General features: G+C 48.1%; 24 protein-coding genes. 11 read left to right on the top strand and 13 right to left on the bottom strand.

Annotation, left to right across the window (positions count from 1 at the left end):
• On the bottom strand, positions 1–185 hold a 185-nt coding region (locus tag ACSHWX_RS05220; RefSeq protein WP_435667128.1), incomplete at its 3' end, for a transaldolase family protein.
• A gap of 158 nt (positions 186–343) precedes the next feature.
• Between ACSHWX_RS05220 and ACSHWX_RS05215 the strand changes: the two genes are divergently transcribed.
• Entirely contained in the window at positions 344–862 is a 519-nt protein-coding gene (locus ACSHWX_RS05215; protein ID WP_435667127.1) for a hypothetical protein, read from the top strand.
• Positions 863–970: 108 nt separating this feature from the next.
• On the opposite strand, the gene ACSHWX_RS05210 is transcribed toward ACSHWX_RS05215, so the two are convergent.
• From ACSHWX_RS05210 to ACSHWX_RS05195, 4 genes are all read right to left on the bottom strand, one after another.
• A complete protein-coding gene (locus ACSHWX_RS05210; RefSeq protein ID WP_435667126.1) occupies positions 971–1,396 on the bottom strand; it encodes a GlcG/HbpS family heme-binding protein in 426 nt (141 codons plus the stop codon).
• The gene (locus ACSHWX_RS05205; protein WP_435667125.1) at positions 1,386–2,171 is read right to left on the bottom strand and encodes a DODA-type extradiol aromatic ring-opening family dioxygenase; all 786 of its coding nucleotides are present in this window, start codon (positions 2,169–2,171) and stop codon (positions 1,386–1,388) included. The genes ACSHWX_RS05210 and ACSHWX_RS05205 overlap by 11 nt, the downstream gene beginning before the upstream one ends.
• 3 nt (positions 2,172–2,174) lie before the next feature.
• Entirely contained in the window at positions 2,175–3,134 is a 960-nt protein-coding gene (locus ACSHWX_RS05200) for a glutathione S-transferase family protein (RefSeq protein WP_435667124.1), read from the bottom strand.
• A gap of 92 nt (positions 3,135–3,226) precedes the next feature.
• Complete coding sequence (locus ACSHWX_RS05195) at positions 3,227–3,808, bottom strand: ester cyclase (RefSeq protein ID WP_435667123.1); 582 nt, start codon at positions 3,806–3,808, stop codon at positions 3,227–3,229.
• Positions 3,809–3,957: 149 nt separating this feature from the next.
• On the opposite strand from ACSHWX_RS05195, the gene ACSHWX_RS05190 reads away from it, so the two are divergent.
• Entirely contained in the window at positions 3,958–4,896 is a 939-nt protein-coding gene (locus ACSHWX_RS05190) for a LysR family transcriptional regulator (protein ID WP_435667122.1), read from the top strand.
• Positions 4,897–5,073: 177 nt separating this feature from the next.
• Here the strand turns inward: ACSHWX_RS05190 and ACSHWX_RS05185 are convergent, their stop codons facing one another.
• Positions 5,074–5,463, bottom strand: a complete 390-nt coding sequence (locus ACSHWX_RS05185; RefSeq protein ID WP_435667121.1) for an Lrp/AsnC ligand binding domain-containing protein — start codon at positions 5,461–5,463, stop codon at positions 5,074–5,076.
• Positions 5,463–6,029 (bottom strand): alpha-L-fucosidase, encoded by a 567-nt coding sequence (locus ACSHWX_RS05180; protein WP_435667120.1) that lies wholly within the window; start codon positions 6,027–6,029, stop codon positions 5,463–5,465. Before ACSHWX_RS05180 ends, ACSHWX_RS05185 begins: the two co-directional genes overlap by 1 nt.
• Before the next feature lie 204 nt (positions 6,030–6,233).
• Between ACSHWX_RS05180 and ACSHWX_RS05175 the strand changes: the two genes are divergently transcribed.
• The 8 genes from ACSHWX_RS05175 (at position 6,234) to ACSHWX_RS05140 (ending at position 16,508) form a co-directional block, all read left to right on the top strand.
• Entirely contained in the window at positions 6,234–7,241 is a 1,008-nt protein-coding gene (locus ACSHWX_RS05175; RefSeq protein ID WP_435667119.1) for a LacI family DNA-binding transcriptional regulator, read from the top strand.
• Between the two features lie 223 nt (positions 7,242–7,464).
• The gene (locus ACSHWX_RS05170; RefSeq protein WP_435667118.1) at positions 7,465–9,423 is read left to right on the top strand and encodes a beta-galactosidase; all 1,959 of its coding nucleotides are present in this window, start codon (positions 7,465–7,467) and stop codon (positions 9,421–9,423) included.
• 161 nt (positions 9,424–9,584) lie between these two features.
• The gene (locus ACSHWX_RS05165) at positions 9,585–10,751 is read left to right on the top strand and encodes an ABC transporter ATP-binding protein (protein ID WP_435667117.1); all 1,167 of its coding nucleotides are present in this window, start codon (positions 9,585–9,587) and stop codon (positions 10,749–10,751) included.
• Entirely contained in the window at positions 10,751–11,980 is a 1,230-nt protein-coding gene (locus ACSHWX_RS05160) for an ABC transporter substrate-binding protein (protein WP_435667116.1), read from the top strand. Before ACSHWX_RS05165 ends, ACSHWX_RS05160 begins: the two co-directional genes overlap by 1 nt.
• Before the next feature lie 24 nt (positions 11,981–12,004).
• A complete protein-coding gene (locus ACSHWX_RS05155; RefSeq protein ID WP_435667115.1) occupies positions 12,005–12,940 on the top strand; it encodes a carbohydrate ABC transporter permease in 936 nt (311 codons plus the stop codon).
• Positions 12,933–13,745 carry a carbohydrate ABC transporter permease gene (locus ACSHWX_RS05150; protein ID WP_435667114.1) on the top strand — a complete coding sequence of 271 codons (813 nt, stop codon included), beginning with the start codon at positions 12,933–12,935 and terminating at the stop codon, positions 13,743–13,745. The genes ACSHWX_RS05155 and ACSHWX_RS05150 overlap by 8 nt, the downstream gene beginning before the upstream one ends.
• A gap of 3 nt (positions 13,746–13,748) precedes the next feature.
• On the top strand, positions 13,749–15,461 hold the full coding sequence (locus tag ACSHWX_RS05145) for an amylo-alpha-1,6-glucosidase (protein ID WP_435667113.1): 1,713 nt from the start codon (positions 13,749–13,751) through the stop codon (positions 15,459–15,461).
• A 12-nt stretch (positions 15,462–15,473) separates the two neighbouring features.
• Entirely contained in the window at positions 15,474–16,508 is a 1,035-nt protein-coding gene (locus ACSHWX_RS05140) for a LacI family DNA-binding transcriptional regulator (RefSeq protein ID WP_435667136.1), read from the top strand.
• A gap of 200 nt (positions 16,509–16,708) precedes the next feature.
• Here ACSHWX_RS05140 and ACSHWX_RS05135 read toward each other — a convergent pair whose 3' ends face one another.
• The 3 genes from ACSHWX_RS05135 to ACSHWX_RS05125 all read right to left on the bottom strand — a co-directional run bounded on the left by ACSHWX_RS05135 (position 16,709) and on the right by ACSHWX_RS05125 (position 19,231).
• Positions 16,709–17,383: a glutathione S-transferase family protein gene (locus ACSHWX_RS05135; RefSeq protein ID WP_435667112.1), complete on the bottom strand. Its 675-nt coding sequence runs from the start codon at positions 17,381–17,383 to the stop codon at positions 16,709–16,711.
• A 106-nt stretch (positions 17,384–17,489) separates the two neighbouring features.
• Positions 17,490–18,419, bottom strand: coding sequence for an amino acid ABC transporter permease (locus ACSHWX_RS05130; RefSeq protein WP_435667111.1), 930 nt, complete (start codon positions 18,417–18,419; stop codon positions 17,490–17,492).
• Between the two features lie 8 nt (positions 18,420–18,427).
• Entirely contained in the window at positions 18,428–19,231 is an 804-nt protein-coding gene (locus tag ACSHWX_RS05125; protein ID WP_435667135.1) for a transporter substrate-binding domain-containing protein, read from the bottom strand.
• Positions 19,232–19,518: 287 nt separating this feature from the next.
• Between ACSHWX_RS05125 and ACSHWX_RS05120 the strand changes: the two genes are divergently transcribed.
• Positions 19,519–20,127: a TetR family transcriptional regulator C-terminal domain-containing protein gene (locus ACSHWX_RS05120; RefSeq protein ID WP_435667110.1), complete on the top strand. Its 609-nt coding sequence runs from the start codon at positions 19,519–19,521 to the stop codon at positions 20,125–20,127.
• A gap of 298 nt (positions 20,128–20,425) precedes the next feature.
• Here ACSHWX_RS05120 and ACSHWX_RS05115 read toward each other — a convergent pair whose 3' ends face one another.
• Genes ACSHWX_RS05115 through ACSHWX_RS05105 form a run of 3 tightly spaced genes read right to left on the bottom strand, consistent with a single transcriptional unit; the run spans position 20,426 to position 23,317 of the window.
• On the bottom strand, positions 20,426–21,538 hold the full coding sequence (locus ACSHWX_RS05115; RefSeq protein ID WP_435667109.1) for an ABC transporter ATP-binding protein: 1,113 nt from the start codon (positions 21,536–21,538) through the stop codon (positions 20,426–20,428).
• 4 nt (positions 21,539–21,542) lie between these two features.
• Complete coding sequence (locus tag ACSHWX_RS05110) at positions 21,543–22,421, bottom strand: carbohydrate ABC transporter permease (protein WP_435667108.1); 879 nt, start codon at positions 22,419–22,421, stop codon at positions 21,543–21,545.
• On the bottom strand, positions 22,421–23,317 hold the full coding sequence (locus ACSHWX_RS05105; RefSeq protein WP_435667107.1) for a carbohydrate ABC transporter permease: 897 nt from the start codon (positions 23,315–23,317) through the stop codon (positions 22,421–22,423). Before ACSHWX_RS05105 ends, ACSHWX_RS05110 begins: the two co-directional genes overlap by 1 nt.
• Positions 23,318–23,391 lie beyond the last annotated feature (74 nt).

Genomic DNA, 23,391 nt, shown 5'->3' with positions numbered 1-23,391 from the left:
TCGGTTGAGGCAACTTCGGCGGAAACAGGGCCGTCTACGATGTCGCAAATTTCTTTAACAACTTCGAGGAAATCGCGGCCCGATTTGGCGATCAAACTTGGGTTGGTTGTAACACCGTCCAAAAGACCGGTTTCATTGAGTTCTTTAATGTCTGCAACTTCTGCAGTGTCGACGAAAAATTTCATGGCTCACCTCGTTTGGTTGTGGCGTCAAAATGTGGGGCCGTTGTCTCACAATTTGCCCCCTAACCGCAAGGCGCAACATAGGTGAAGTTAAAATTTTTATCAAATAGTCAAATTTTGACACGATTGCGCTTGCTTGCTGGTTCAGGTAGCACTGCCCCATGCAAAATCATTTGGCTAAAATCAGTCTAGAACCAGATTGTAAAAACTGCGCTGCCTATTGCTGCGTGGCGCTGGCGTTCGATAAGTCCGCGATGTTTGCCTATGACAAGCAAGCGACCGAGCCGTGCAAACATTTGGATGATCAGCACGCCTGCGCCATTCATGACAGCTTGGACGATCAGGGATTTCGCGGCTGCATACGCTACAATTGCTTTGGCGCAGGGCAACGGGTGACCAATCAGATTTTTGATGGCCGATCTTGGCGTGATCACCCTGATGAATCACAAGAGATGTTTGACGCTTATCGGGCCATGCATAAAGTACATGAGTTTTTGGCGATGCTGATGGAAGTGCGCAAGCTAAAGCTAAATGCTGCCCAATTCGCGCAAGTTGAGGCGTTTGAAACCGAACTCACCCCCCTTGAAAAATGGACCAGCGCCACCCTAATCGCCTATGAAACATGCGGCACGTTTGAAGAAATTGGAAGCTTTTTTAAAGGGCTTGGGGATCGGGTTTGAGGGATGGCATTTATTTAAAAATAGAAAGCCCGTTTGGCCATTTTCGGGCCGTAGCGGACCTTCGTCTTGTTCGCAAATTCTGCACGTGTAAACGTCAATTTCTTTATGCTATAGACTACCAATAGGCAAAACACTTCTTAACGCAGACCGAGCAACGGCAGCGTCTTCGGCGGATGATGCGCCGGAAATTCCGATTGATCCAATGATGTTCCCGTCATGCCAAACGAGCTCGCCTCCGGGTTGAGGCGCAAATTTCCCGTCGGCAGCGGCACTGATCGAAGCTGAAAAACGGTCGGGTAATACACCCTGTTCAAACAATTGAAACAGATCGCTTGTGCTCATTCCCATGCCGATAGCGGCATAGGCCTTGGCTTGGGCGATTGGAAAGCGCAAGGGCCCGGCACCATCTTGAACGGTAGCGTGCTTGATGTTTCCACCAGCGTCCAACATGACAATAGCCAAAGGTGAAAGCGCGCGCTGCGTAGCTATTGCCAAGGCCGTTTGTGCCAGGGTCTTGGCGAGGTCATGCTTCATGGGTAAACGCCCACGCCGACATGCCTATTGAGCCGTAGCTACAGCTGCGATGCAACCGCTGGGCCTGACCCGTGCCATTTTGTCCCATTCCTGCACCTGCCGCCATGAGCAGTGGTAGAAAATGCTCTGGCGCGGGGTGACACATCCGACCGTTTTGTGTGTGTGCAAACTCAAAAAGGGTAGACCAATCACGTGCGGCCAAAGTCCGCTCAACCCAATCGTCAAATTCCTCAGCCCACTTAGGAGGGGACGTGCTTTCCGGACTGATCCGTTGCAGATTATGAACCGATGCGCCGGAGCCAATCACCAAAATATTTTGGGCTGAAAGAGCAGATAGCGTTCGGCCAAACTCAAAGTAGCCTGCCGGTTGACTTCGACGCGGCAATGAAATTTGCACGACAGGAATATCGGCAGCAGGCACCGCAAGGCGTAAGGGGATCCAAGCGCCGTGATCCAAGCCTCGAGAGGTGTTTTTGGTAACTGAAATACCGTTGTTTCGTAAGTTCGCTTCAACAGTTTCAATTAGCCACGTATTGGTTTTTGCTGGATATGAAATGGCGTACAGATCCTGAGAAAACCCACCAAAATCACGGATAGTCGAAAGCGTGGGTGCTGAGGTCATCTCTAAGCCTGCCGTTTCCCAATGGGCTGAAATGATGACGATCCCATCTGGTCGCTTTGCGTCATTAAGCACTGATCTTAGGAACACTGCCGCAGGAATGTCAGCGATCGCCAAATCAGGCGCGCCATGTGGTAAAAATAAAGCTGGTTGCATGTCTTATAATCCTAGGGCCGAAAGATCGGGTCCATTGGGCACTATTCCTAAAGGATTAAGCGCCTTTACTGAGTAGTAACCCGCCTTTATGTGATCAATATCAACGGCTTCACGGCCCCCCTTCAAGGCCAACAGTGATTTCAAAAACGCCTGCAAATGGGGGTAATCGGCAATGCGTTTATGATTGGTCTTGAACAGGCCGTGATACGCTGCATCAAAACGGATCAACGTCACGAAAAGTCGGACATCCGTTTCTGTGATTGCATCCCCAAACACAAAGCGCCTGCCGTCCGATAAGCGCGCATCAAGCTGATCAAGTTGTGCAAAAATTTCGGCGTTTGCTTCCTCATATGCTTGCTGTGATGAAGCAAAACCCGCTTTATACACACCGTTATTGAGCGTCTCGTAAATTTCGGTGTTGAGTGCGTCAATCTTATCCGCCAGAAAGGCTGGATACAGGTCTGGCCCAATCGCGCCAACGTTATCAAAAGCCGTATTGAGCATGCGTAGAATGTCTGCGCTCTCATTGTTGACAATAGTGTTGGCCTGCATGTCCCACAACACCGGTACTGTAGCGCGACCCGTGTATGTAGAATCCGCACGTGTGTATAGTTCATGCATGAAAGACGATCTAAACATAGGGTCTTCATCGGCGCCGTAAAAACCACCAAAGGCCCATCCTTGATCTGTTAAACGCGGATTCAGCACCGTGACTGCAATCATCTCCTCTAAACCTTTAAGTTGACGTGCGATCAATGTTCTTGATGCCCAAGGACAGATCAATGCCACGTATAACCTGTAACGCCCTTCCTGTGCTTGAAAACCAGCTTTTCCCGTTGGCCCAGCGGATCCGTCGGGCGTGATCCAATTGCGAAACACTGACTGCTGGCGGACGAACCGACCGTCCTCATCTTTTGACTGAACTGGTTGCCAGTCTTTTTGCCATACTCCATTGATCAGCACAAAATTACTCCTTCAAGATAACAGGTTGTCTAGGTCTTATGAGTCAAACGGGTAAGGGCGCCGCAACTGTGTTGCAGCGCCACAAAACGTGATTAGTCGCGCAATCCAAGTTGACGATAAAATGTGTCGTTATCCCAGAACAGCCATTCATGAATCATGAGACCATCTTGCCAAAAACCCACTGTCGCCATTTTTAACTCAAATGTTCGCCCTGTAGGCTCAATGAATTGGCCTTCACCAATTGGCATTGGTTCGGAAAACGTGCCGCTCATAACGCCAATAACTGTCGTCCAGTCACCAGATCCAATTTTCACAGGGTGCGTTTTGATTGAAATATCTGGCGCAAAGACAAACATGTTTTTGAGATCCGAGATATGGACTTCAATACCTGTGGTAGAGTGTCCGTCAGGCCATGTAACGATGATATTTTCGTCGTGGCTTTCATGTAAACGTTCCCATTGTTGCCCTGAGAATACTTCGAAATCCAAAACATCAAATTTGTCGATATGAGACTGCGCTTCCGTGCCGGAAGTGGAGCCGCCATTATAGAATTGTTCTGCGGTGATCCCGTGCGGCATGGATACGTGGCTGGGGCTCATATCTGCGGCCAAAGTGGGGACTGCAGGGAGTGTAATGATCGCAGCTACGAGGGCAGCTTTTAGGTTGTATGTCATTCTCAAAGTCCTTGTGTGTTCATCTGTCGTTACGCGAATGCAGCGTTTATTTCGCCAACATAGCTGTCCGATGGGTTTGGTATGACAGCTTCAATTGAGCTGATAAATAGACCTATTGCAGAAACTCTTTCGCCGTAGTATGGACAATCATGGACACTCTTGATGGTATGAAAACATTTGTCGCTGTAGTTGAAGCAGGTTCATTCACCAACGCGGCGGACCGGCTCTCGATATCTAAAAAGTTAGTCAGCAAATACATCGCGCAGCTTGAAGATCACCTTGGATTACGATTATTACATCGAACGACCCGACGGATCAGCGTTACCAGTGAGGGGCAACGATATTACGATCAAGTTCTTCGGATACTCGATGAGATTGACGATCTTAATACGAGCCTACGCGATGATACGGCAAATCTATTAGGTTTACTGCGGATTTCTGCCCCCAGCACGTTCGGAGAACTCTATCTTCAACCGTTGCTCTGCGCGTTTCACAACCATCATCCGGACATTTCATTCGACCTCAAACTCAGCGACAGTTATGTCAGTTTGACCGAGGGAGGGTTCGATTTAGCGATACGTATCGGTGAGTTGGAGACATCTAGTTTGATCGCCCGAAAGTTAGGGGCAACAGAGCTTTGGACCGTAGCATCGCCGCGCTATCTTGAAGAAAATGGAACACCTAAAATTCCAGACGACCTTATCAATTATGATTGTATTCGTGACACCAATATGCGGTCTGGGGATAACTGGGTATTCACGCACGGCACCCAATCGTATAGCATCCCGGTGAAGGGGAGTTTTAAAGTCAATTCAGCCAGATCTTCACGGGATTTGGCTGTGGGGGCTCAGGGGATTGCACTTTGCCCAGATTATGTTGTATCACGCGACATCGCAAATGGGCGTTTAGTACGGATATTGTGCGACGCGAGCACCCAGACCAAAGGCATTCACGCCATTTTCGCCGCAGCCAAATATATGCCTTCGCGCGTCCGTACCTTCATCGAATTCCTGACGGTAGAATTTAGTGCAAATCCTGACTGGAAGACGAACAGGTTCCAAGATATTGGGCGCGACGTAAAACACTAAACCCAACAACATTACAGTTCATGATTTCTCCCCCCCACATAACGCTTCTTTCGCATCAGCAACGAAAGTCCGCTTCCCGCCCTTCTATCTTCCGACCTAACCAAACCCGCTTGATCTGAAGTGCAAGATGACAGGTACTCTATTTGACTGAGCGAAAACGCTTTAGCGCTATTCGCCTCAAACAGAACTAAGCAACAAGTTCGTTTCAGAATTCAAAATCCCGTCGATCATGCGGACTTTGCGCAATACATTGTCGAACTCGGACAATGATCCCGAGTGGATTTCTGCGATTAGATCCCAATTGCCGTTGGTGGAGTGGATGGTGTGGATTTCTGGTAGGCCGCGTAGTTTTCGAATGACGTCGGCGGTGGATTTTCCGACGATTTCAATCATCATTACGGCGCGGACCTGATCATTATCATAGTCTTCGCGCACCATATCAAGCGCGGCGTTAAACAACACGGTATTGTAGCCAATGCCAGCCCAAAGCGAGACGATGACGATTGCCTGCATGGCCAGATTTTGATCGGTCAGCATGTTGGGGATATGGATCGAAGCTGAACTCATCAAGAAGTCCAATAATCCGTCCAACCCGAAATTTCTGGGGTCACTGTGATGTTGGGGTGTTCTTTGGTTACGAGATCAGCAAGGCTTTGCCATAGAGCCGCGTCGGTTTCGCTTCCCCACATTTGCAACGATAAATTCACAGTTGCATCTTGCGCATTTGCGCTAAATATGGAGCCACCTACCCTCAGACCCTCAGCGCGCAAAGCATCTACATAGGGGCCAAGCATATCCTTGCCATATGGCGTATTAGTGACTTTGTAGTCGGTGAACTTGCTGTCCCAAAGACAAAAACCCTCATGGTGTTTGGCGGTGAGCACGACATATTTCATGCCCGCCTCACGCGCAGCACGCGCCCATTCTTGAGGGTCATATAAATCTGGGTCAAAATTCTCGAAATATTTTGCGTAATCTTGGGTTGTTATCTCTTCGCGATGCTTCAACCATTCGTGGCGCGCACCCAAGGCATAAAGTCCGAAATGGATGAACATGCCAAAACGGTCAGAAGTGAACCACGCCTTGCCATCATTCGTGTCTGAAAATTTCTGTGTTGGCAGAGCTTGATCCAAAATATTTCTCCCTAAATTCTACTTGTTCGAACCGGTTCGATAGCCAATACTGGACTCAGGCATTGGCGAATGTCAAGGCTCGAAACGAGAGTGGCTCGCTATTTGGCTTGCAAAACGGCGATAGTCTGATAGTTTTCTTCGTCAACATGCTGGTTTACTTAGACAAGAGAATTATTATATTAATGGAAGCGGTTCGATAGTTTTATGCCTAATATTCGTGATGTCGCCAAGCTTGCAAAGGTTTCTGTTTCTACTGTTTCTCTTGCGTTGAATAGTCCGAGCCGTGTGAGTGAAAAAACACTTGCGCGTGTTCGAAGCGCGGTCACAGAAGTGGGTTATGTCGCAGATCCGCTCGCTCAAAGTCTTGCGCGTGGGCAAAGTCGGATGATCGGCTTTGTGGTTGGTCATGTGGGTAACCCATTTTTCGGCGACATCCGTAGGCAGTTGGAAAACCATGCTTTGGCGCAAAACCATTTTGTGTTGGTTACTGACTCTTCTGGTGAAGAGGAACGAGAGCGACAATTGGTGAAACACTTGATCGGCTTAAAAGTCGCAGGTCTTGTGCTGTCACCCGCCGGATTTGATGAGAAATACACTGATTTCATCAAAGAATTGAAAATTCCTATCGTATGCTTTGACCAAAAAGTGCCCGGGATCGAGCGCGACTTTGTCGGCTCTGACAACCATTTGGCCGGCGCAATGTTAACTGAACACTTGTTGCAATTGGGCCACCGCGATATCGCATTCATCGCAGGTCCCGAACACATGCATACAGCCAGCGAACGCTATCGCGGCTTTCGAGATACGATGATGGGCGCGGGAGTTGATATCAACCCCAACTTCATTGTGAATGGTAAGTTTTCGCGCCAAGCAGGATATGAGGCGGCCATGCGTTTACTCGTTCAAAAAGAACGCCCTACCGCGATCATAGGCGTTAATAACGTCGCAGCGCTGGCGGCGCTTCAAGCCATGCAAGAACTCGGCTTCAATTGCCCTAACGATGTATCGCTAGCGATGATTGACGATATCCAATGGAGCGAGGTCATGACGCCGCGCATTACTATGGTCATTCAAGACACACTGGAACTTGGTCATATCATTTCACAACGTATCCTGCACCGCATTACCAACCCTGAAGGCCACGCAGATCCAATAGAAGATTTTGTGCTCGCACCCAAATTCGTCCCAGGCAATTCGTGCCGCAAACTTTAGTGCGGATGCGCCGTTAGCCGTGATCCTCTCGCCAACCTTCTCGACCTTGGAAACTGGTTCAGTTTATGCCCTGATGGGCACCTGCTTTTGATGGAATAGAGATAGCTCAAAGTTCACATTGATTGTTCATTTCAAAATATAATCGTTTTTATTTTTGTCAAATTGTGTATGAGTCTGAAAAATGGATTGGGTTTCAGTTTAGCGAAAGCACGGAGCGATTAGTATGTTGGAGTTGGGCGTTTGTTATTACCCAGAGCAATGGCCGAAAGAAATGTGGGCAGATGATGCGCGCAAAATGGCCGCTTTGGGTTTGACTTGGGTCCGCATTGCTGAGTTTACCTGGTCATTGGTTGAGCCAAGCGAAGGTGAGTTCGATTGGGATTGGCTTGACCAGGCGGTCGATACGTTGGGAAAAGCGGGTCTGCAGGTCGTGATGTGTACGCCGACAGCTGCCCCGCCTAAATGGTTGGTTGATAAACATCCCGAAATACTGCCTGTGGATGAACATGGCAATGTGCGTAAGTTCGGCGCACGCCGCCATTATTGTTTTTCAAGCGACATTTACCACGAACATGCGGTGCGCATTACAAAAGCATTTGCCAATCGATACGGTAAAAACGAATTCGTGCATGCATGGCAAGTCGACAATGAATATGGCGATCACAATACAATCTATAGCTATTCAGATGTTGCACAAACAGCTTTTCAAAAGTGGTTGAGCGCTCGATATGAAGCCATAGATTGTTTGAATGAAGCGTGGGGCACCCGCTTTTGGGGGATGACCTACCAATCGTTCAGCCAAATTGAATTACCTAATAATTTAGTTGAGGAACCAAGCCCTACCCACCTGTTAGATTTTTATCGTTTCTCATCTGATCAAGTTGTGAGTTTTAATAAGATGCAGGTGGACCTGCTGCGCAAACTCTCGCCGGGTCGCCCAATCACCCATAACTTCATGGGGCATAACACTGACTTCGACCATTATGCGGTGGGTAAGGATATCGATTTTGCTTCATGGGATAGTTACCCAATGGGCGCCTTGGTTTATGCAGGGTTGGATGACGAAGAAAAGGCAGAACGGCTGCGCACTGGAATTCCTGATCAACCTGCATTCAACAATGATTTGTACCGACAGGTTGGGCAAGGAAAAGCTTGGATTATGGAGCAACAGCCCGGACCAGTAAATTGGGCGAAACACAATCAATCACCTCAAGATGGGATGACAAGGCTGTGGACATGGCTGGCATATGCGCATGGCGTCGATGTGGTTTGTTATTTCCGTTGGCGACAATCAAAATTTGCACAAGAACAGTTTCATGCGGGTCTATTATTGCCCAATAATGAGCCTGACCAAGGGTTTCTTGAGGTTGAACAAGTTGTGCGTGAAAGCGCTTTGTTGCCAGAAACGGGGCAGCGCCAGCAATCAGAGGTAGCGTTGGTGCTCGATTATCCATCTCGATGGGCTGCCCATGCATTGCCGCAGGGTGAAGATTATTCCAGTTCTCGGGTTGCTATGGATTGGTATGTTGCCTTTTCTCAGCGCGGCATTGACGTGGATATTGTCGGTCCGCATTCTGACCTTGAGCACTATAAGTTAGTGGTTGTGCCGGATATGATCATTGATAATTCAGCGTTTGTCGACAAGTTAGAAGAGAGTTCAGCCAAGGTCTATTTGGGCGCACGAACAGGCAGCAAAACCAAAGACATGCATATACCAACCAAGTTGCCGCCAGGAAACTTTACCCGTTTAATTGATGTGAAAGTGGAACGTGTGGAATCCTTGCCCCCCTACAATAAGGACCGCGTAGAACTCGACGGGATCCTGGGTGACTTGGGCAATTGGCGTGAGCATATTGTAAGTGACGAGACGGTGCTGGCAACGTTCCAATCTGAGTTCCGACAAGGCTCACCTGCACTCGTGGGAAATGACAAATGTTGGTATGGTGCAACGCACTTCACGCCAAGCCTACTGCAGGAAGTGGTTGGCAAGCTGACAAGTTGGGCTGACGTTTTCGCATCACCAAACGTTGCAACCAATGTGCGGGTCACACGTCGTGAAAACCTGAAGTTCGCATTCAATTTTTCTCATAAACCTGAGCAGCTTGATTTGCCAACAGAAACGCAATTCTTAGTTGGCGGGATGGAGCTGGCTCCCTATGACGTGGCCATTTGGCAGATTTAATATTCAACAGCGGATTTTACCAATGCTGTTTTGAATTGGTGGTTCGTATGAGTTGCATGATAAGCACAGAAGACAATTGTCAAAAGAAATTGAATGAAGACTTTACTTGAAAAGTTAAACGTTTATATTTCTAATGATACCTAAGGGAAAATGGGTGATAAATGGCTGGCGTAAAAATCAAACAGCTACACAAAAAGTTTGGAGATGTGCCTGTACTCTCAGGTGTTGATCTGGATATTCGTGATGGTGAGTTCGTAAGTTTTCTTGGCCCGTCGGGCTGCGGTAAAACCACCCTACTTAGATCCATCGCCGGCTTGGAAAAAATCAATGCTGGCGCTGTGGTTTTAGACGAACGTGAAGTCACCAATTTGCCACCTGCCAAACGTGACATTGCGATGGTTTTTCAGAACTACGCGCTTTATCCGCACATGAGTGTTTATAAAAATCTGTCGTTTGGCTTGTCGTTGAACGGTGTGCCGAGGAGAGAAATCGAAGAGCGCGTGCAAAATGCAGCGCATATTCTACAAATTTCGGACCTGTTAAAGCGCCGCCCCAAGCAACTTTCAGGCGGCCAGCGGCAGCGTGTTGCGATTGGGCGGGCAATTGTGCGCGACCCTGAACTGTTTTTGCTCGACGAGCCCCTATCTAATCTGGATGCAGGGCTGCGCGTTACCATGCGGGTTGAACTTGCTAACCTGCATAAGCGATTGGGCGTCACAATGATTTATGTGACCCATGACCAAGTAGAGGCGATGACCCTGTCAAATCGCGTCGTGGTTTTAGACAAGGGTAAAGTTGCACAATTTGGCACGCCACTTGAGCTGTTCTATGCGCCAGAGAACTTGTTTGTTGCAGGTTTTATTGGCTCACCAAAAATGAATTTTATCAAAGTTGAAGCCAAGGCATTGCCCGAAAAGAAGATCAGGGTTGTGGGTAATTCGCTCGATCATGCAATTGATATCACAATGCGTGAAGATGTTGCCGATCTGTCTGATGGTGAACACACATTGGGTATTCGGCCAGACAATATTGAACTGGTTGATGAGCGCGATGCAGATGCTCATGGCCAAGTCATCCTTGTTGAGCGTTTGGGCACAGAGAGCCAAGTGCATCTGGCATTAGATAACGGCCAGAATTTTACAATTATCACCCGTGGTACGCATCCTGTGGTCGCAAATGAACGGGTTCATCTGAAATTTCCTGCCCAGCATTGTCACATATTCAATCCTGACGGGGACGCAATCCCGCGTGCGTTGGACGCGGAAACACGATCGCTTATTGATCGACAAAAAGGGTCGCGAAATGCGACAGGAAGAGGAGAGGAATAATGAAAAATTTAAAAAAGCTAGCACTTGCTTCGGCGGTTGCGGCGCTCACAATTGGCGGCTCGGCGCTCGCAGAAGACGTGTTGCGTTTTGCGACTTGGGATAGCGACGAAAGCTTGGCCATTCAGCAAGAAATCGCCAAGCGTTTTGAAGCTGCAAACCCGGGTGTAAAAGTTCAAGTGGAACCGTATGCTGACGGGTATGATCAAAAGCTGATCGCATCATTTGGCGCTGGGAACCCGCCTGACGTAATGTACATGTGGAACTACCCAAAATATTACAAATCGCTGATGCCGCTAGACGAGTTGATGGCGCGTGATGCCGAAGATATGAACCTTAGCGATATACCTGCTGGTTTGATCAACACAACACGTATCGATGGCAAAGCCTATGGCATGCCAGCCGGGTTTACCACTCATGTTGTTTTCTACAATAAGGACATGTTTGAGGCCGCTGGTGTTGAAGCGCCAAGCGCAAACTGGACCTGGGCTGAGTTGCGCGAAAAGGCAGCCAAATTCCGTGATAAAGAAGGCAAAGTCTATGGCTATGCTGTAGAGGCTAAGCCCGATCCATTCGACTACGAGCAATTCTTCTGGTCAAATGGCACCCGCTTTATTGCCGCTGATGGCAGCGCAGTGGATGGGTACATGAACAGCCCTGAAGCTGTTGAAGTGCTTTCTATGTTTGCCGATATGGCGAAGAATGAAGAAGCTGTGGTGCTCGGCATTGGCGACAACACATCTGGTTCTGCCCTATTCAAAGGCAGCAAGCTGGCAATGTATCAAAGCGCCATGTGGTCAAAAAGCGGCATTGAAGAAGCCGGTATCAATTACGGTGTGGCAACGCTGCCTTCGTTTGGCGATAAACCAGTGCATTCATCAATTGGCGCTTCTGCAATGTCCGTTGCAAAAGACACCAAAAATGCTGAATTGGCATGGAAGTTCGTAAAATTCTTCTCATCAGCCGAAGCGGTCAAATTGCGCACAAACGATTTGCCGATCCGCACAAGTGTTGCTGAAGAACTCAACATGACAACGGATCCGATTTTCAAGCCATTCTTCGACATTTTGGCTGTATCTAATCGTGAGTCGAACGCCTTCTTGAAACACGAAGACTGGGGCAAAATTCAAACCAACCTAGAGCGTGCCATCGAAGCGACGATGATCGAAAAAGGTAATGCCAAGAAACATTTGGATGATGCAGTTGCCCGCTCTGCGCGGCATCTAAACTAAGCCATTCCAAGGGGGAGTAATGATATGGGCGCCAATCCCGATAGTGCAGCACAGCAGTCTCGAACACTCGAAAAGCTGACTCCATATCTCTTTATTTCCCCTTGGATATTGGGGTTCCTATTTTTCACCCTGGGGCCCCTAATATTTTCGTTGGTTATGAGTTTTTATGATTGGCCAGTAGTGGGTGAACGCACTTTCATTGGTCTTGAAAATTATGAAATTATGCTCACTCAAGACCCGCTCTTTTGGGATAGTCTTTGGGTAACAATCAAGTTCGGCTTGTTCTTTGTGCCCTTCAATATCGTCCTGGGTTTGCTGTTAGCTGTGCTGCTCAATCAACGGGTAATCGGCAGCGGTATTTTTCGGACCATTTTTTATCTACCGAGTGTGATCTCTGGGGTTGCGCTGGTGACCATTTGGGCTTGGATTTACAGCCATGAATATGGCATTTTGAATTTCCTTTTGGGACTTGCGGGAATAGAGGGGCCAAACTGGCTAGGTGATCCCAGTTGGTCACTGCTGGCAATTGTTGTGGCGTCTTTGTGGGGACTTGGCGGCACCATGTTGATTTTGTTGACAGGTCTTCAATCCATTCCCAAAGAACTTTATGAAGCGGCCAAGATGTCAGGTGTGCCTGCTTGGGCGCGTTTGATTTTTATCACCATCCCAATGCTATCGCCGATGTTGTTATTCACCTTTATCACCTCGATTATTGCCGCCTTCCAACAGCTAACAATTGCTTTGTTGCTCACAGGCGGCGGCCCACTTGAGAGCACTTACTTCTTTGCGATGTATATTTACGATAATGCGTTCAAGCACTTCGAAATGGGTTTTGCAGCCGCCAATTCCTGGGTGATGTTCTTGATCATTCTGGTGCTTTCTATGATGGTCATGAAATCCTCGTCAGCTTGGGTTTACTACGAAGGTGAAATGAAAAATAAGGACCAATCAGATGGTTAAATCACTCACATATGGCGCGTTGATTTTCCTGTCCGCTCTGTTTCTTATGCCCTTTTATTGGACATTGGTCACCGCGATCAAAAGCGTGCCAGAGCTTTACCAATATCCGCCGGTATTTTGGCCGTCAGATGCACAATGGAGCAATTTCCTCACGGCATGGTTCAAACAGCCTTTTGATATTTATCTTAAAAACTCGCTGATTGTTGTGGTGCTGTCTACCTTTGGGCAACTGCTTTCTTGCTCGCTGGTGGCGTATGGCTTTGCACGTTTCCAGTTCAAGGGCCGTGATGGGATTTTCATCTTGTTATTGTCCACAATGATGATCCCCTGGGACGTGAAAATGATCCCGCTTTATATGGAATTTAACATGCTTGGTTGGATCAACACGCTCAAGCCGTTGATCGTGCCGGCTTATTTTGCGGATGCATTTTTTGTGTTCCTATTGCGCCAATATATCATGACCGTACCCATAGAAATTGATGAAGCTGCACGCATGGATGGGGCCAATTCTTGGCAGATCTACTGGCGCATCCATTTGCCATTGATGATGCCTGCACTCGTGCTGGTGGGCACGTTCCACTTTATGAATGCTTGGAACGACTATTTGGGTCCACTTATCTATCTTAATGACCAATCTAAATATACGCTGACCTTGGGTCTATCGATGTTCAAAGGCCTGCATGAGACCGACATCACATCGATTGCAGCGATCACTGTTCTTTTGTGCATTCCCCCATTGATCCTGTTCTTCTTTGCGCAACGATATATCATGGATGGAGCGATTGGCTCTTCCGTAAAGGGGTAAAGTGTGAACCTGTTTAATTTTGAAAAGGTGCCGTTTTCACGACACCAACGGTTCACGACCCTTTCGATGGTTCCATCTGCAAAAGCTAACGCAAAAGAGTTTTATTTGCGTTTTGTGGCCGGAGGAGATGAACGCCCGACATTGGGAAATCTTTGCGCGATTTCGTTTTCAGATACAGATGGGCAGAACCTGAAACCCATCTTTGAATTAACGCCTGCCGCACTAATCGCAACTCTTTATGATGGTGAACGACGAGTTGGCACCGCAAAGTTTGCGCTGGGCGCCGGTGAAGTTCTGCATATTTACGCCGAAAACATAGTGATCACATTTGGCCTAAATGGCTCGCGTTATGACTATGCGTTCACCTCAGCAGACGGTCGCGATTGCGTCGTGGCTGCCGGCGAAAATTTGAAGCTTTCGCCCTTTGTCCATAAGGGCGGTTGCAAGGTTACGGGTCAATGGCGGCGTGACCATGCAGAAAATGTCGCTATCAGCTTTTCCGGCGAAACAATTGACGCTGGGATACAGATACATGAACGGTTGGCGCCACCCATACCGCTTGCGCATTTTTCAGACGCGCAACGTGCTTCTGCCCAAGACTTTCAGAGTTGGGCTGTGGATAATCAGATGTCCGCTGCGGTCGAGCTTGCTCAATATATATTGTGGGCAAACACTGTGCCTAAAGGCGGTATATTGACTGCCCCCGCTATATACATGTCGAAAAATCACATGATCAATATCTGGAGTTGGGACAACGCATTTTCAGCGATTGGGGTTGCAAAACTTCATCCCCAACTTGCATTTGATCAATTTGCCGCAATCTTTGACCATCAAGATGAAAGCGGCTTGCTGCCCGACTTCGTTCACGACAAGGGTAAATCCTACAGTTTTACAAAACCTCCGGTACATGGGTGGGCAATCGCTTATATTCTAGATGCCTATGGTCCCATTTTTACCGCCGAACAATGTCTTTATCTTCGCGATAAGTTGCAAAAACAGTTGCACTATTGGCTGACATATACGCGCGCGGATGAAGAACATTTGCCAAGTTATGCCCACGGAAATGATAGTGGTTGGGACAATGCGAGCTTTTTTGCTGAAAATGGCCCAGTTGAAGGGCCGGACCTGCCTACGTTTTTGGCCCTAACCGCTCGTATGATTTCGCGTATCTCGGCGACGATTGGCGAAACGGATGTTGCGCAAACTTACGACAGCATCGAAAATAAGTTGATTGAGTTGCTTGTTGCCAAATTGTGGGATGGAGGAACATTTCAGGTGCGACACCAGTCACGCAAAGATCTTAGCTTGCCAGATAAGAGCCTTATTCAGTTCATGCCGCTCATGCTGGGTGAAAAGCTACCAAAGGACATAGCGCAGAAGCTAATTGAACGGTTCAACGATCTACAATTGCTAACGCAATGGGGCGTCGCCACAGAGGCCCCAATGAGCACCTATTATGAAGCTGACGGTTATTGGCGCGGTCCAATTTGGGCACCAACAACGATGTTAATTGTTGATGGCATGTTGCAACAAAACGAACGGACTTTGGCTCACCAAATCATGTCTGGTTTCATAGCAGTTTGCGAGAAATCAGGTATGGCCGAGAATTTTGATGCATTGACAGGGCAAGGGCTTCGCGACCCTGCTTTTGCGTGGACTTCGGCCGTCTACTTGCGCTTCAAAATATTCTCGGCTACCCAAGAACAAGATTTTTAAAGGATTCTGATGTTGCTGCGCCCAACCATTAAAACAATTGCAACCGAAACCGGGCTCTCAACGGCCACTGTTTCAAAAGCATTGAATGGTTCCCCCCAAGTTCGCCCGGTTACACGCGATAAGGTCATCGATGCAGCAAATCGGCTTGGATATGAGCTGAATTTGAGCGGTGTGCAACTCCGGACGGGCAAAACGCACCAGATTGCGATGGTTACGGTCGCCAGCGACCCTGATGACTATGAATGGCATGGTGTGGGCTATGCCCAACTGGTCAGTGGCATAGCGCATGCGTTGGAGCATAGCCCCTACCGAATGATCCAGTTTCAGGCCCGTAATTTTGACGAAAGCCTAAGGACAATTCAAAAAATTGTTGAACATTCCACTGCTGATGGAATTGTAATTTCGGGCACGTTGGCAAACGATCCGCGCATCAAATATATGCAAGAACGGAACTTTCCGTTCGTGACTTATGGCATGAGCAAGTCTGCGCAACCCCACGCGTTTGTGGACACAGACAATAACCGCATTGCAACAATTTGCGTTGAACGTTTGTTGGCACGTGGACACGAACATATTGCGTTGCTCAATGACCATGAAGACTTGATGTATTCGATGGAACGGCTCAACGCATATCAAGCCACCTTGAAATCAGCAGATATCAGTTTCCGTCCGGAGCTGGTCGCAAATGGGGGACTAACCCCATCCTTTGGTCGTTCGAAGATGCTGGAGATGATATCTCTATCTCATCCGCCAACAGCTTATATATGCGCAAACGAAGCTTCAGCACTTGGTGTCTTATCCGGATTTCACATGCACGGTTACGTTCATGGGCGCGACGCGGTCGTCATCGCTACAGATGATCTGAATATCTCTCAATATTTCACGCCACCGATCACAACATGCTACTTGCCAATTTCTAAACCAAGCCAGATGATCGGCGAGTTCATGCTGCGATTGTTACAAGGTGATGATCCAGCGAATTTACAAAAACTGTTTTTGCCAGATCTGATCGAGCGCTCGCCAGATAGCGTGATAAAAAGTGCTTGAGTTGTTAAAACTCACCAAAAAAAGTTCCACCACACGAAAATGCTGCTGCCTCACGAGGAAAATGCACGTGCTGCTTCTGGAGCCTATGCGATATGCTGAAAGCAGCTAGTTAATCGTGAAGTCTCCTAGATTTGTCATGAACGACGTTAAATGGTCTCCATCATCATTTGCGACCAATCCGATTGCTCGATTATCTGTGTTTACTGTCCACTGCTTGCAGATCCCGTTGTCGTATCGGGTAAATAATTCTGGGTAATTTGCTGATCCTCCAGCATTTTTTTATACGCTGGACGTGCCATTGTTATGCGGACTAAGCGGTTTAAATGTGGGAACTCCTCGCCGGGATGTTGCATGCCGCGGGTCCAACGGATCAGCATCGCTAAATAATAATCACATGCGAGAAATCGATCGCCACATAGCAACGGGCCGCTGCGCCCCAAATGTTTGTCTATAACTTGCCAGAGCCTGGCCAACCGTGCCTCTGCCTCGCGCCGTAGTTTCTTTTGAACATCGACATCAACCGTATATTGATCCGGGTGCCACCAGATGGTCATGGCTTCCTGAACCGTATTGGTTAAATGCACCATCCATTGTAGATAGCTCCCCCGAATGGGATCATCAATGGAAGGGCTTAACCCTGTTTCAGGGTGTTTCTCAGCCAGAAACTGACAAATTGCAGCACTTTCGTATAGGCCCTTACTCTCGCCATAAATAAGGGTTGGGACCGTGGCGTTTGGGTTGATCTCTCTATATTCGGCGCTTTTCAAGAATGCGCCCTTTGCTTCAATCAAATCAAATTTGGCGCCGGTATCATGCAAAATCGCATGAGGTGCCATGGCAGCGCTTCCTGCATACCAATATAGTTTGTATGTCATAATTGCCTTCAAAATATTCGACCAAAAATCAGGACATTGATGCCGACGCCGATGCCACAGACGCCAGCATATGGGTCCCCGACGATGCATTCATGCGCGCCAGCCGTTAGCGTTGCGATGATTTGCTGAAATGGGCTTCCAGTCGGCCTTGCAACAATTCAAAAAGGAAACTGATAAACCAATAAATAAGGGCCGCCGTAATGAGCATCTCAAAATGCTTGAACTCAGAACGCCCAAGGGTGCGGGCCAGATACATCAATTCCATTACCCCCATCGCTGAAACCAATGATGAATCCTTGAGCATTGCGATGAAATTATTTCCCGTTGGTGGAATTATAATTCTAATCGCTTGCGGCAAGACAACTTTCAACATGATCTGCCAAGGCTTTAATCCAAGGGCAAATGCGGCTTCAGATTGGGACTTGGGAACGGCTTGAATACCTGATCGAAAAATCTCGGTCATATAGGCGCCATAACAAAGCGACAGAGCGATAACACCAGAGGGTATCGCATCCAGAATGATGCCAAGCTGAGGCAACCCCAAATAAATCAGATAAACTTGCAACAACAATGGTGTCCCACGAAAGAAAGAGACATAGAATGTTGAGATGGCAAATGCCGCGCCATTATTCGACAACCGCATTAAGGAGCCGAACAACGCAATCAGGCTCGCAAATGTGATCGAGAGGGCTGACACCAGCAATGTGTACCCCACACCAGTAAAGATCAGCAGTGGTAAACGTTCGGAAATAAAGCTGTAAGACAAGTTGAACGAGTAGAAGAACGCCAAGAACAGCGCCAACAACTGAAGCCAGAACACCGCAACCTGAACACGAAACGACAGATAGAGAACAAGGTGTACGTTGAGCGTGAGTACCCCTGCAATGATTGCTGCTATTGCAGGCCTGCCCAACGCCCAATTTTCAGGATAGTTGAAGTTAACCAACACCCCAAACAAGACGAGAAATAGCAACACGCGCCTTGCCAGCGCGTGTTGCATGATTGCGGCTATGTTTGCCATGATTGCTTTTTTCACAGACTTTTTCAGTCCGCCTTGGTCGTAACAAGGTCCGCACCGAACCATTTGACTGAAAGCGACTTAAGCGTGCCGTCAGTTCGCATCTCTTCAATGATGCTGGCAATTTTGCTTGAGAATTCAGTGTCGCCTTTTGCCACAACAACAGCTAGAGGTTCGAAGAATACCGGCTCACCCAAAATCCGCAGTGGGTAATCGTTCTTCACAGCCTCAAGAATGTTTGGCACGGACGAAATGCCTGCATCAAGACGCACACCGTCGCCAAGGCGCAAGTCGTCCATAACATTTGTATCCGTCTCGTAGGTACGAATTTCACCGGGATCGACAAGATAGTCGAACGCTGGTGAATAAGCGCTGTCCAACGTAAGGGTCTTATTGAGATAACCTTCATAAGTTGACCCGGCGCTGGATCCAATTTTCTTGCCGCTCAGGTCTGCCAAGGACTGATAAGGAGCGTCCGCATGAACATAGAAAGCAGCAGGTGTGAAATAGTAGATCGCTGGAAAATCCAGAACTTGGGCTCGTGCGGGGGTTGGCGTCATTGATCCAATAGCAACCTGCCAGCGACCACCCCATTTTCCCGAAGTGATGGCCTCCCAAGCCGGGTTCATGAATTTTGCTTCAACACCCATGCGTTTCGCCAACTCCTTCGCTACATCAACGTCAAAGCCCTCAAATTCTCCTTTGGAATTTAGATATGAGGCGGGTGGATATTCTGAATTTGTCGCAACCATCATGGTTTTTTCATCCATAACTTTGTCCAACACCTCGCCCGCCTGCGCAAACGAAGCAAATGCCACAACAGCAGCCATTCCAACAACGTATTTTGTCCAGATATTCAAAATGGTTCTCCCTAGTTTTCAAATTTTGTCCTCTGACCTTGAGCGTATTCGAGCCGAGTTTCGATGGCAAGATTTATTTTACAAACGTATAATAAGGCCCATTCTGGCCCGACAAACCCTTATTGCAACTTGAAAAGTCTCACTAGATCGGTAACGTAGTAATGCCTTCTGACCATAGAAAGAGAGACACCTTGCCCACTGTAAGAAAACATCCCCCTAAATATTCGCGATTGGAAGCGGAGGTGAGGCGCGAACGGTTGATTTTAGCAACGATCGAGTCTGTGGGTGAAGTTGGATATTCCGCGACTACAGTGCGCGAAATCTGCCGCCGTGCGGAGGTGTCTCCTGGGCTGCTTAGGTTCCATTTCTCAGGTAAAGCCGAACTCATTCTTCACGCATACGAGCGGTTATTGAAGGATTTTATCACGGGTCTTCTTGACCTCGTCCGGCAAGAATGTATCGAACCAAGAGAGCGGCTAGCCGCATTTGTCGAGGCCTGTTTTGATCCTGAAGGGCACTCAGAAAATCGACTTTCTATGATGCTGGCGTTCTGGAGTGAACTTCGCCAAAATCCAAATATCCGTGGCCCTGCCGCGGAGATGTTTATGTCTTACCGCGCTGAACTGGTGGCCGTAATTGAAGAAGTCGCAATAGCCGAAGGAAATGCAGATGAAGTGGATGCTGGCCTTGTTGCGATTAGCCTCACATCCTTAGTTGACGGACTATGGCTTGAGCGCAGCGTCAATCCGCAGGGGTTCTCTTTAAGAGATGCAAAGCTGGCCTGTTATGGATTGTTAGATGGATTTTTATTCTGCGGCACCAATGAACAATGGCTGCAGGAGCGTGCCGCCGGACGAAATATCTGAGGTCCCTTTAAGGAAAAGCTATTCGCACGCTTCACCAATGAGAAACCATGGGCTTGTCGCAAAGTTTAGGGTTTACCCAGTTTAGAGATTTAGACGATAAAACCTTATAAAATCAGCGGCCGGCAAAAACATCTATACCGAGCGATTTATAAACGCGACAATCCATAAGAATTCCTGCTGGCGGCAAGGCAATATTTAGGTGTAGCAAAGACGTTTTTCCTCAAAAATGCTCAAGGATGACCCTTTGCCCGCACGCCAAAAACGTGGAACCGCCCCTAAATAACAGCACCCAACTGCATTACTCCACGATACGCTGTTCAGACTCTGGATCAAAAGCGACCACCTTTTCCATGTCCACAGCAAACCCAAATGGCTTGCCCGCTTCAACATTTGAATCGGCACGAAGGCGAGCGGTAATATCCTTTCCGCCTAAATTGGTCGTCACAAACGTATCAGATCCGGCAAGTTGAATAACGCCGGCCTTGTTCTCAAGTATTATGATGTTCTTTGAGTTCTTGTCGGCGCCATTTTGATCAGTCAATGCCTCTGGGCGAATGCCCAAGGATACTTGTTTTCCTGCCCAATCTATTAGGTTCTTTTGGCTGAGCATTAAATCGACGGTTTCGCCACTTGACGTTGCAATTTGTGCAAAAGGTACCCCGTCTTTAGCTTTGATCAGAGCGGGAATAATATTCATCGCTGGGCTGCCCATGAAGGTCGCTACGAATATGTTCGCGGGCCGATCATAAATCTCTTTGGGTGTGCCCAATTGCTGCACATAGCCTTTGTTCATCACCGCAATTCGAGTTGAAAGTGTAAGCGCTTCGACCTGGTCGTGCGTTACATAGACAATAGTTGTCTTCAAATGCTCGTGTAGTTTTTTGATCTCGGTGCGCATATCGACACGCAACTTGGCATCAAGATTGGACAAAGGTTCGTCAAACAAAAACACATCTGGGTTTCGCACCAATGCGCGTCCCATTGCTACACGCTGGCGTTGTCCACCGGAAAGTTGACCCGGTTTTCGGTCAAGCAGTTGCTCAATTTGCAATAGGCTAGATACGTCCGCTAGGGCTTTGTCACGTTTTGGCTTTGGTACGCCATGCATCTCAAGGCCAAATGTGATGTTTTGCCCCACGGTCATATTGGGATAGAGCGCGTAACTTTGAAACACCATCGCGATGTTACGTTTGGACGGATGAACGCCGTTTACAACCTGGCCTCTAATGGAAATGTCGCCGTTGGTGATGTCTTCCAATCCCGCGATCATATTGAGTAGTGTGGATTTACCGCAACCAGATGGCCCAACAAGGACCAAAAACTCACCCTCATTCACTTTAATATCGACGTGATGTAGCACTTCCACGTTGCCGTAGGATTTGGAGATGTTGGAGATCTCAAGAAAGCTCATGGTATTATCCTTTGACTGATCCAGCCATCAAGCCACGCACAAAATAGCGGCCAGCGACAATGTAGACAATTAGTGTGGGTAGCGCGGCCAAGATGGCCCCAGCAAAATGAACGTTATAAGCTTTGACGCCCTGGGACGACTGAACGAGGTTATTCAGTGCAACCGTCATCGGCTGCGTCATACCGCCAAATGAAGCGCCAAACAAAAAGTCGTTCCAGATATTTGTGAACTGCCAGATCACCGAAACCACCGTTATTGGTCCGGACACGGGCAAAAGGATGCGCCAAAAGATTTTGAAGAACCCCGCTCCATCAATCATTGCTGCGCGCACCAATTCTGTAGGGAAGGAGGCATAGTAGTTGCGATAATAAAGAGTGGTGAAACCAACGCCATATACCACATGCACCAACACAAGGCCTGGAATTGAACCCGCCAAACCAAGCTTTCCCAAAACTGCGGCCATCGGGATCAGCACAATTTGAAACGGGATGAAGCAAGAAAAGAGTAACAGCCCAAATATAATATTATGGCCGCGAAAGCGCCATTTCGTCAGCACATATCCGTTAAGTGCGCCCAAAACCGTTGAGATCGCAACAGCGGGGACGACCATCAGAATTGAATTCATGAAATATGGCTTGAGGCCCGTCGGCTCAACCCCAATCTGAGCAGTGGACCAAGCAGTAAGCCATGGCTCAATTGTCCATTCTTTTGGCAGCGACATCATATTGCCGCCGGATATCTCGGACAGTGGCTTGAGCGAGTTCACCAGCATGACGAAAAACGGCAGCAGATAAAACAATGCGAACAGCAACAGCACCAAATAGATGAATGCGCGTGTAATCCGTCCAGAACTGACTGCGGTGTCTTGTGTTGATATGGACATCACTTCGTTTCCTTCAGTTCAGCATAAATGTAAGGCATCATGATAGCTGCGATGGTCATCAACATGATCACCGCGCTTGCAGCGCCTGTCCCCATTTGGTTGCGGGTAAACGTGTAAGAATACATGAATGTTGCGGGGAGTTCTGTCGCCCGCCCGGGGCCACCCCCCGTGAGTGCAATCACCAGATCGTAAGATTTAACGGCGAGGTGGGCAAGAATAACAAACGCCGACAAAAAAGCAGGCCGTAACAACGGTATGACAATTCGTCTGTACAGGTTCCAATTTGAGGCGCCATCTATTTGCGCGGCCTTAAGGATGTCATTGTCGATGCCGCGTAGACCCGCAAGGAACATGGCCATGACAAAGCCACTGGTTTGCCAAACGCCGGCTATGACGAGCGTATAGATTGCAAAGTTGCGATCTTTGATCCATCTGAATTCAAAGCTTTCCCAACCCCACAAATGCATCGTGTGTTCAAGACCTATTCCCGGATCCAGGAACCACTTCCATGCAGTTCCGGTCACAATGAACGACAAGGCCATTGGATATAAATAGATGGGACGAAGCACGCCTTCGCCTCGAATTTTCTGATCTAAAAAAATGGCCAGAAGCAGGCCGATTGCGGTGCTGAACAATATGTACAAAGACGAAAATATTGCCAAGTTTTTTATGGCAGTCCACCAGGCTGAAAGCCCCCAAAGTCGCACATAGTTTTGCATACCAACAAGATCGTAATTCGGTAGCATTTTTGAGCCAGTAAAACTCAAATAGAACGTGAATACTATGAAGCCGTAGACGAACACAAATACCATCGCAATCGATGGCGACAACACCAATTTTGGTATCCATTGCTGTAAAATTGTTCGAAGATCCGCTGCTGTAGTCTTGTTAGCCATTTGGCTGTTCCTTACTGGCGTCGGTTGAGTGGCAAAAACGGTCTCTGGGCCGCACCCATAGCGATGACCCAGAT

The sequence above is a fragment of the Maritalea sp. genome, assembly GCF_051251695.1.
Taxonomy (GTDB): domain Bacteria; phylum Pseudomonadota; class Alphaproteobacteria; order Rhizobiales; family Devosiaceae; genus Maritalea.
This window is presented reverse-complemented; position numbering and strand designations above follow the sequence as displayed.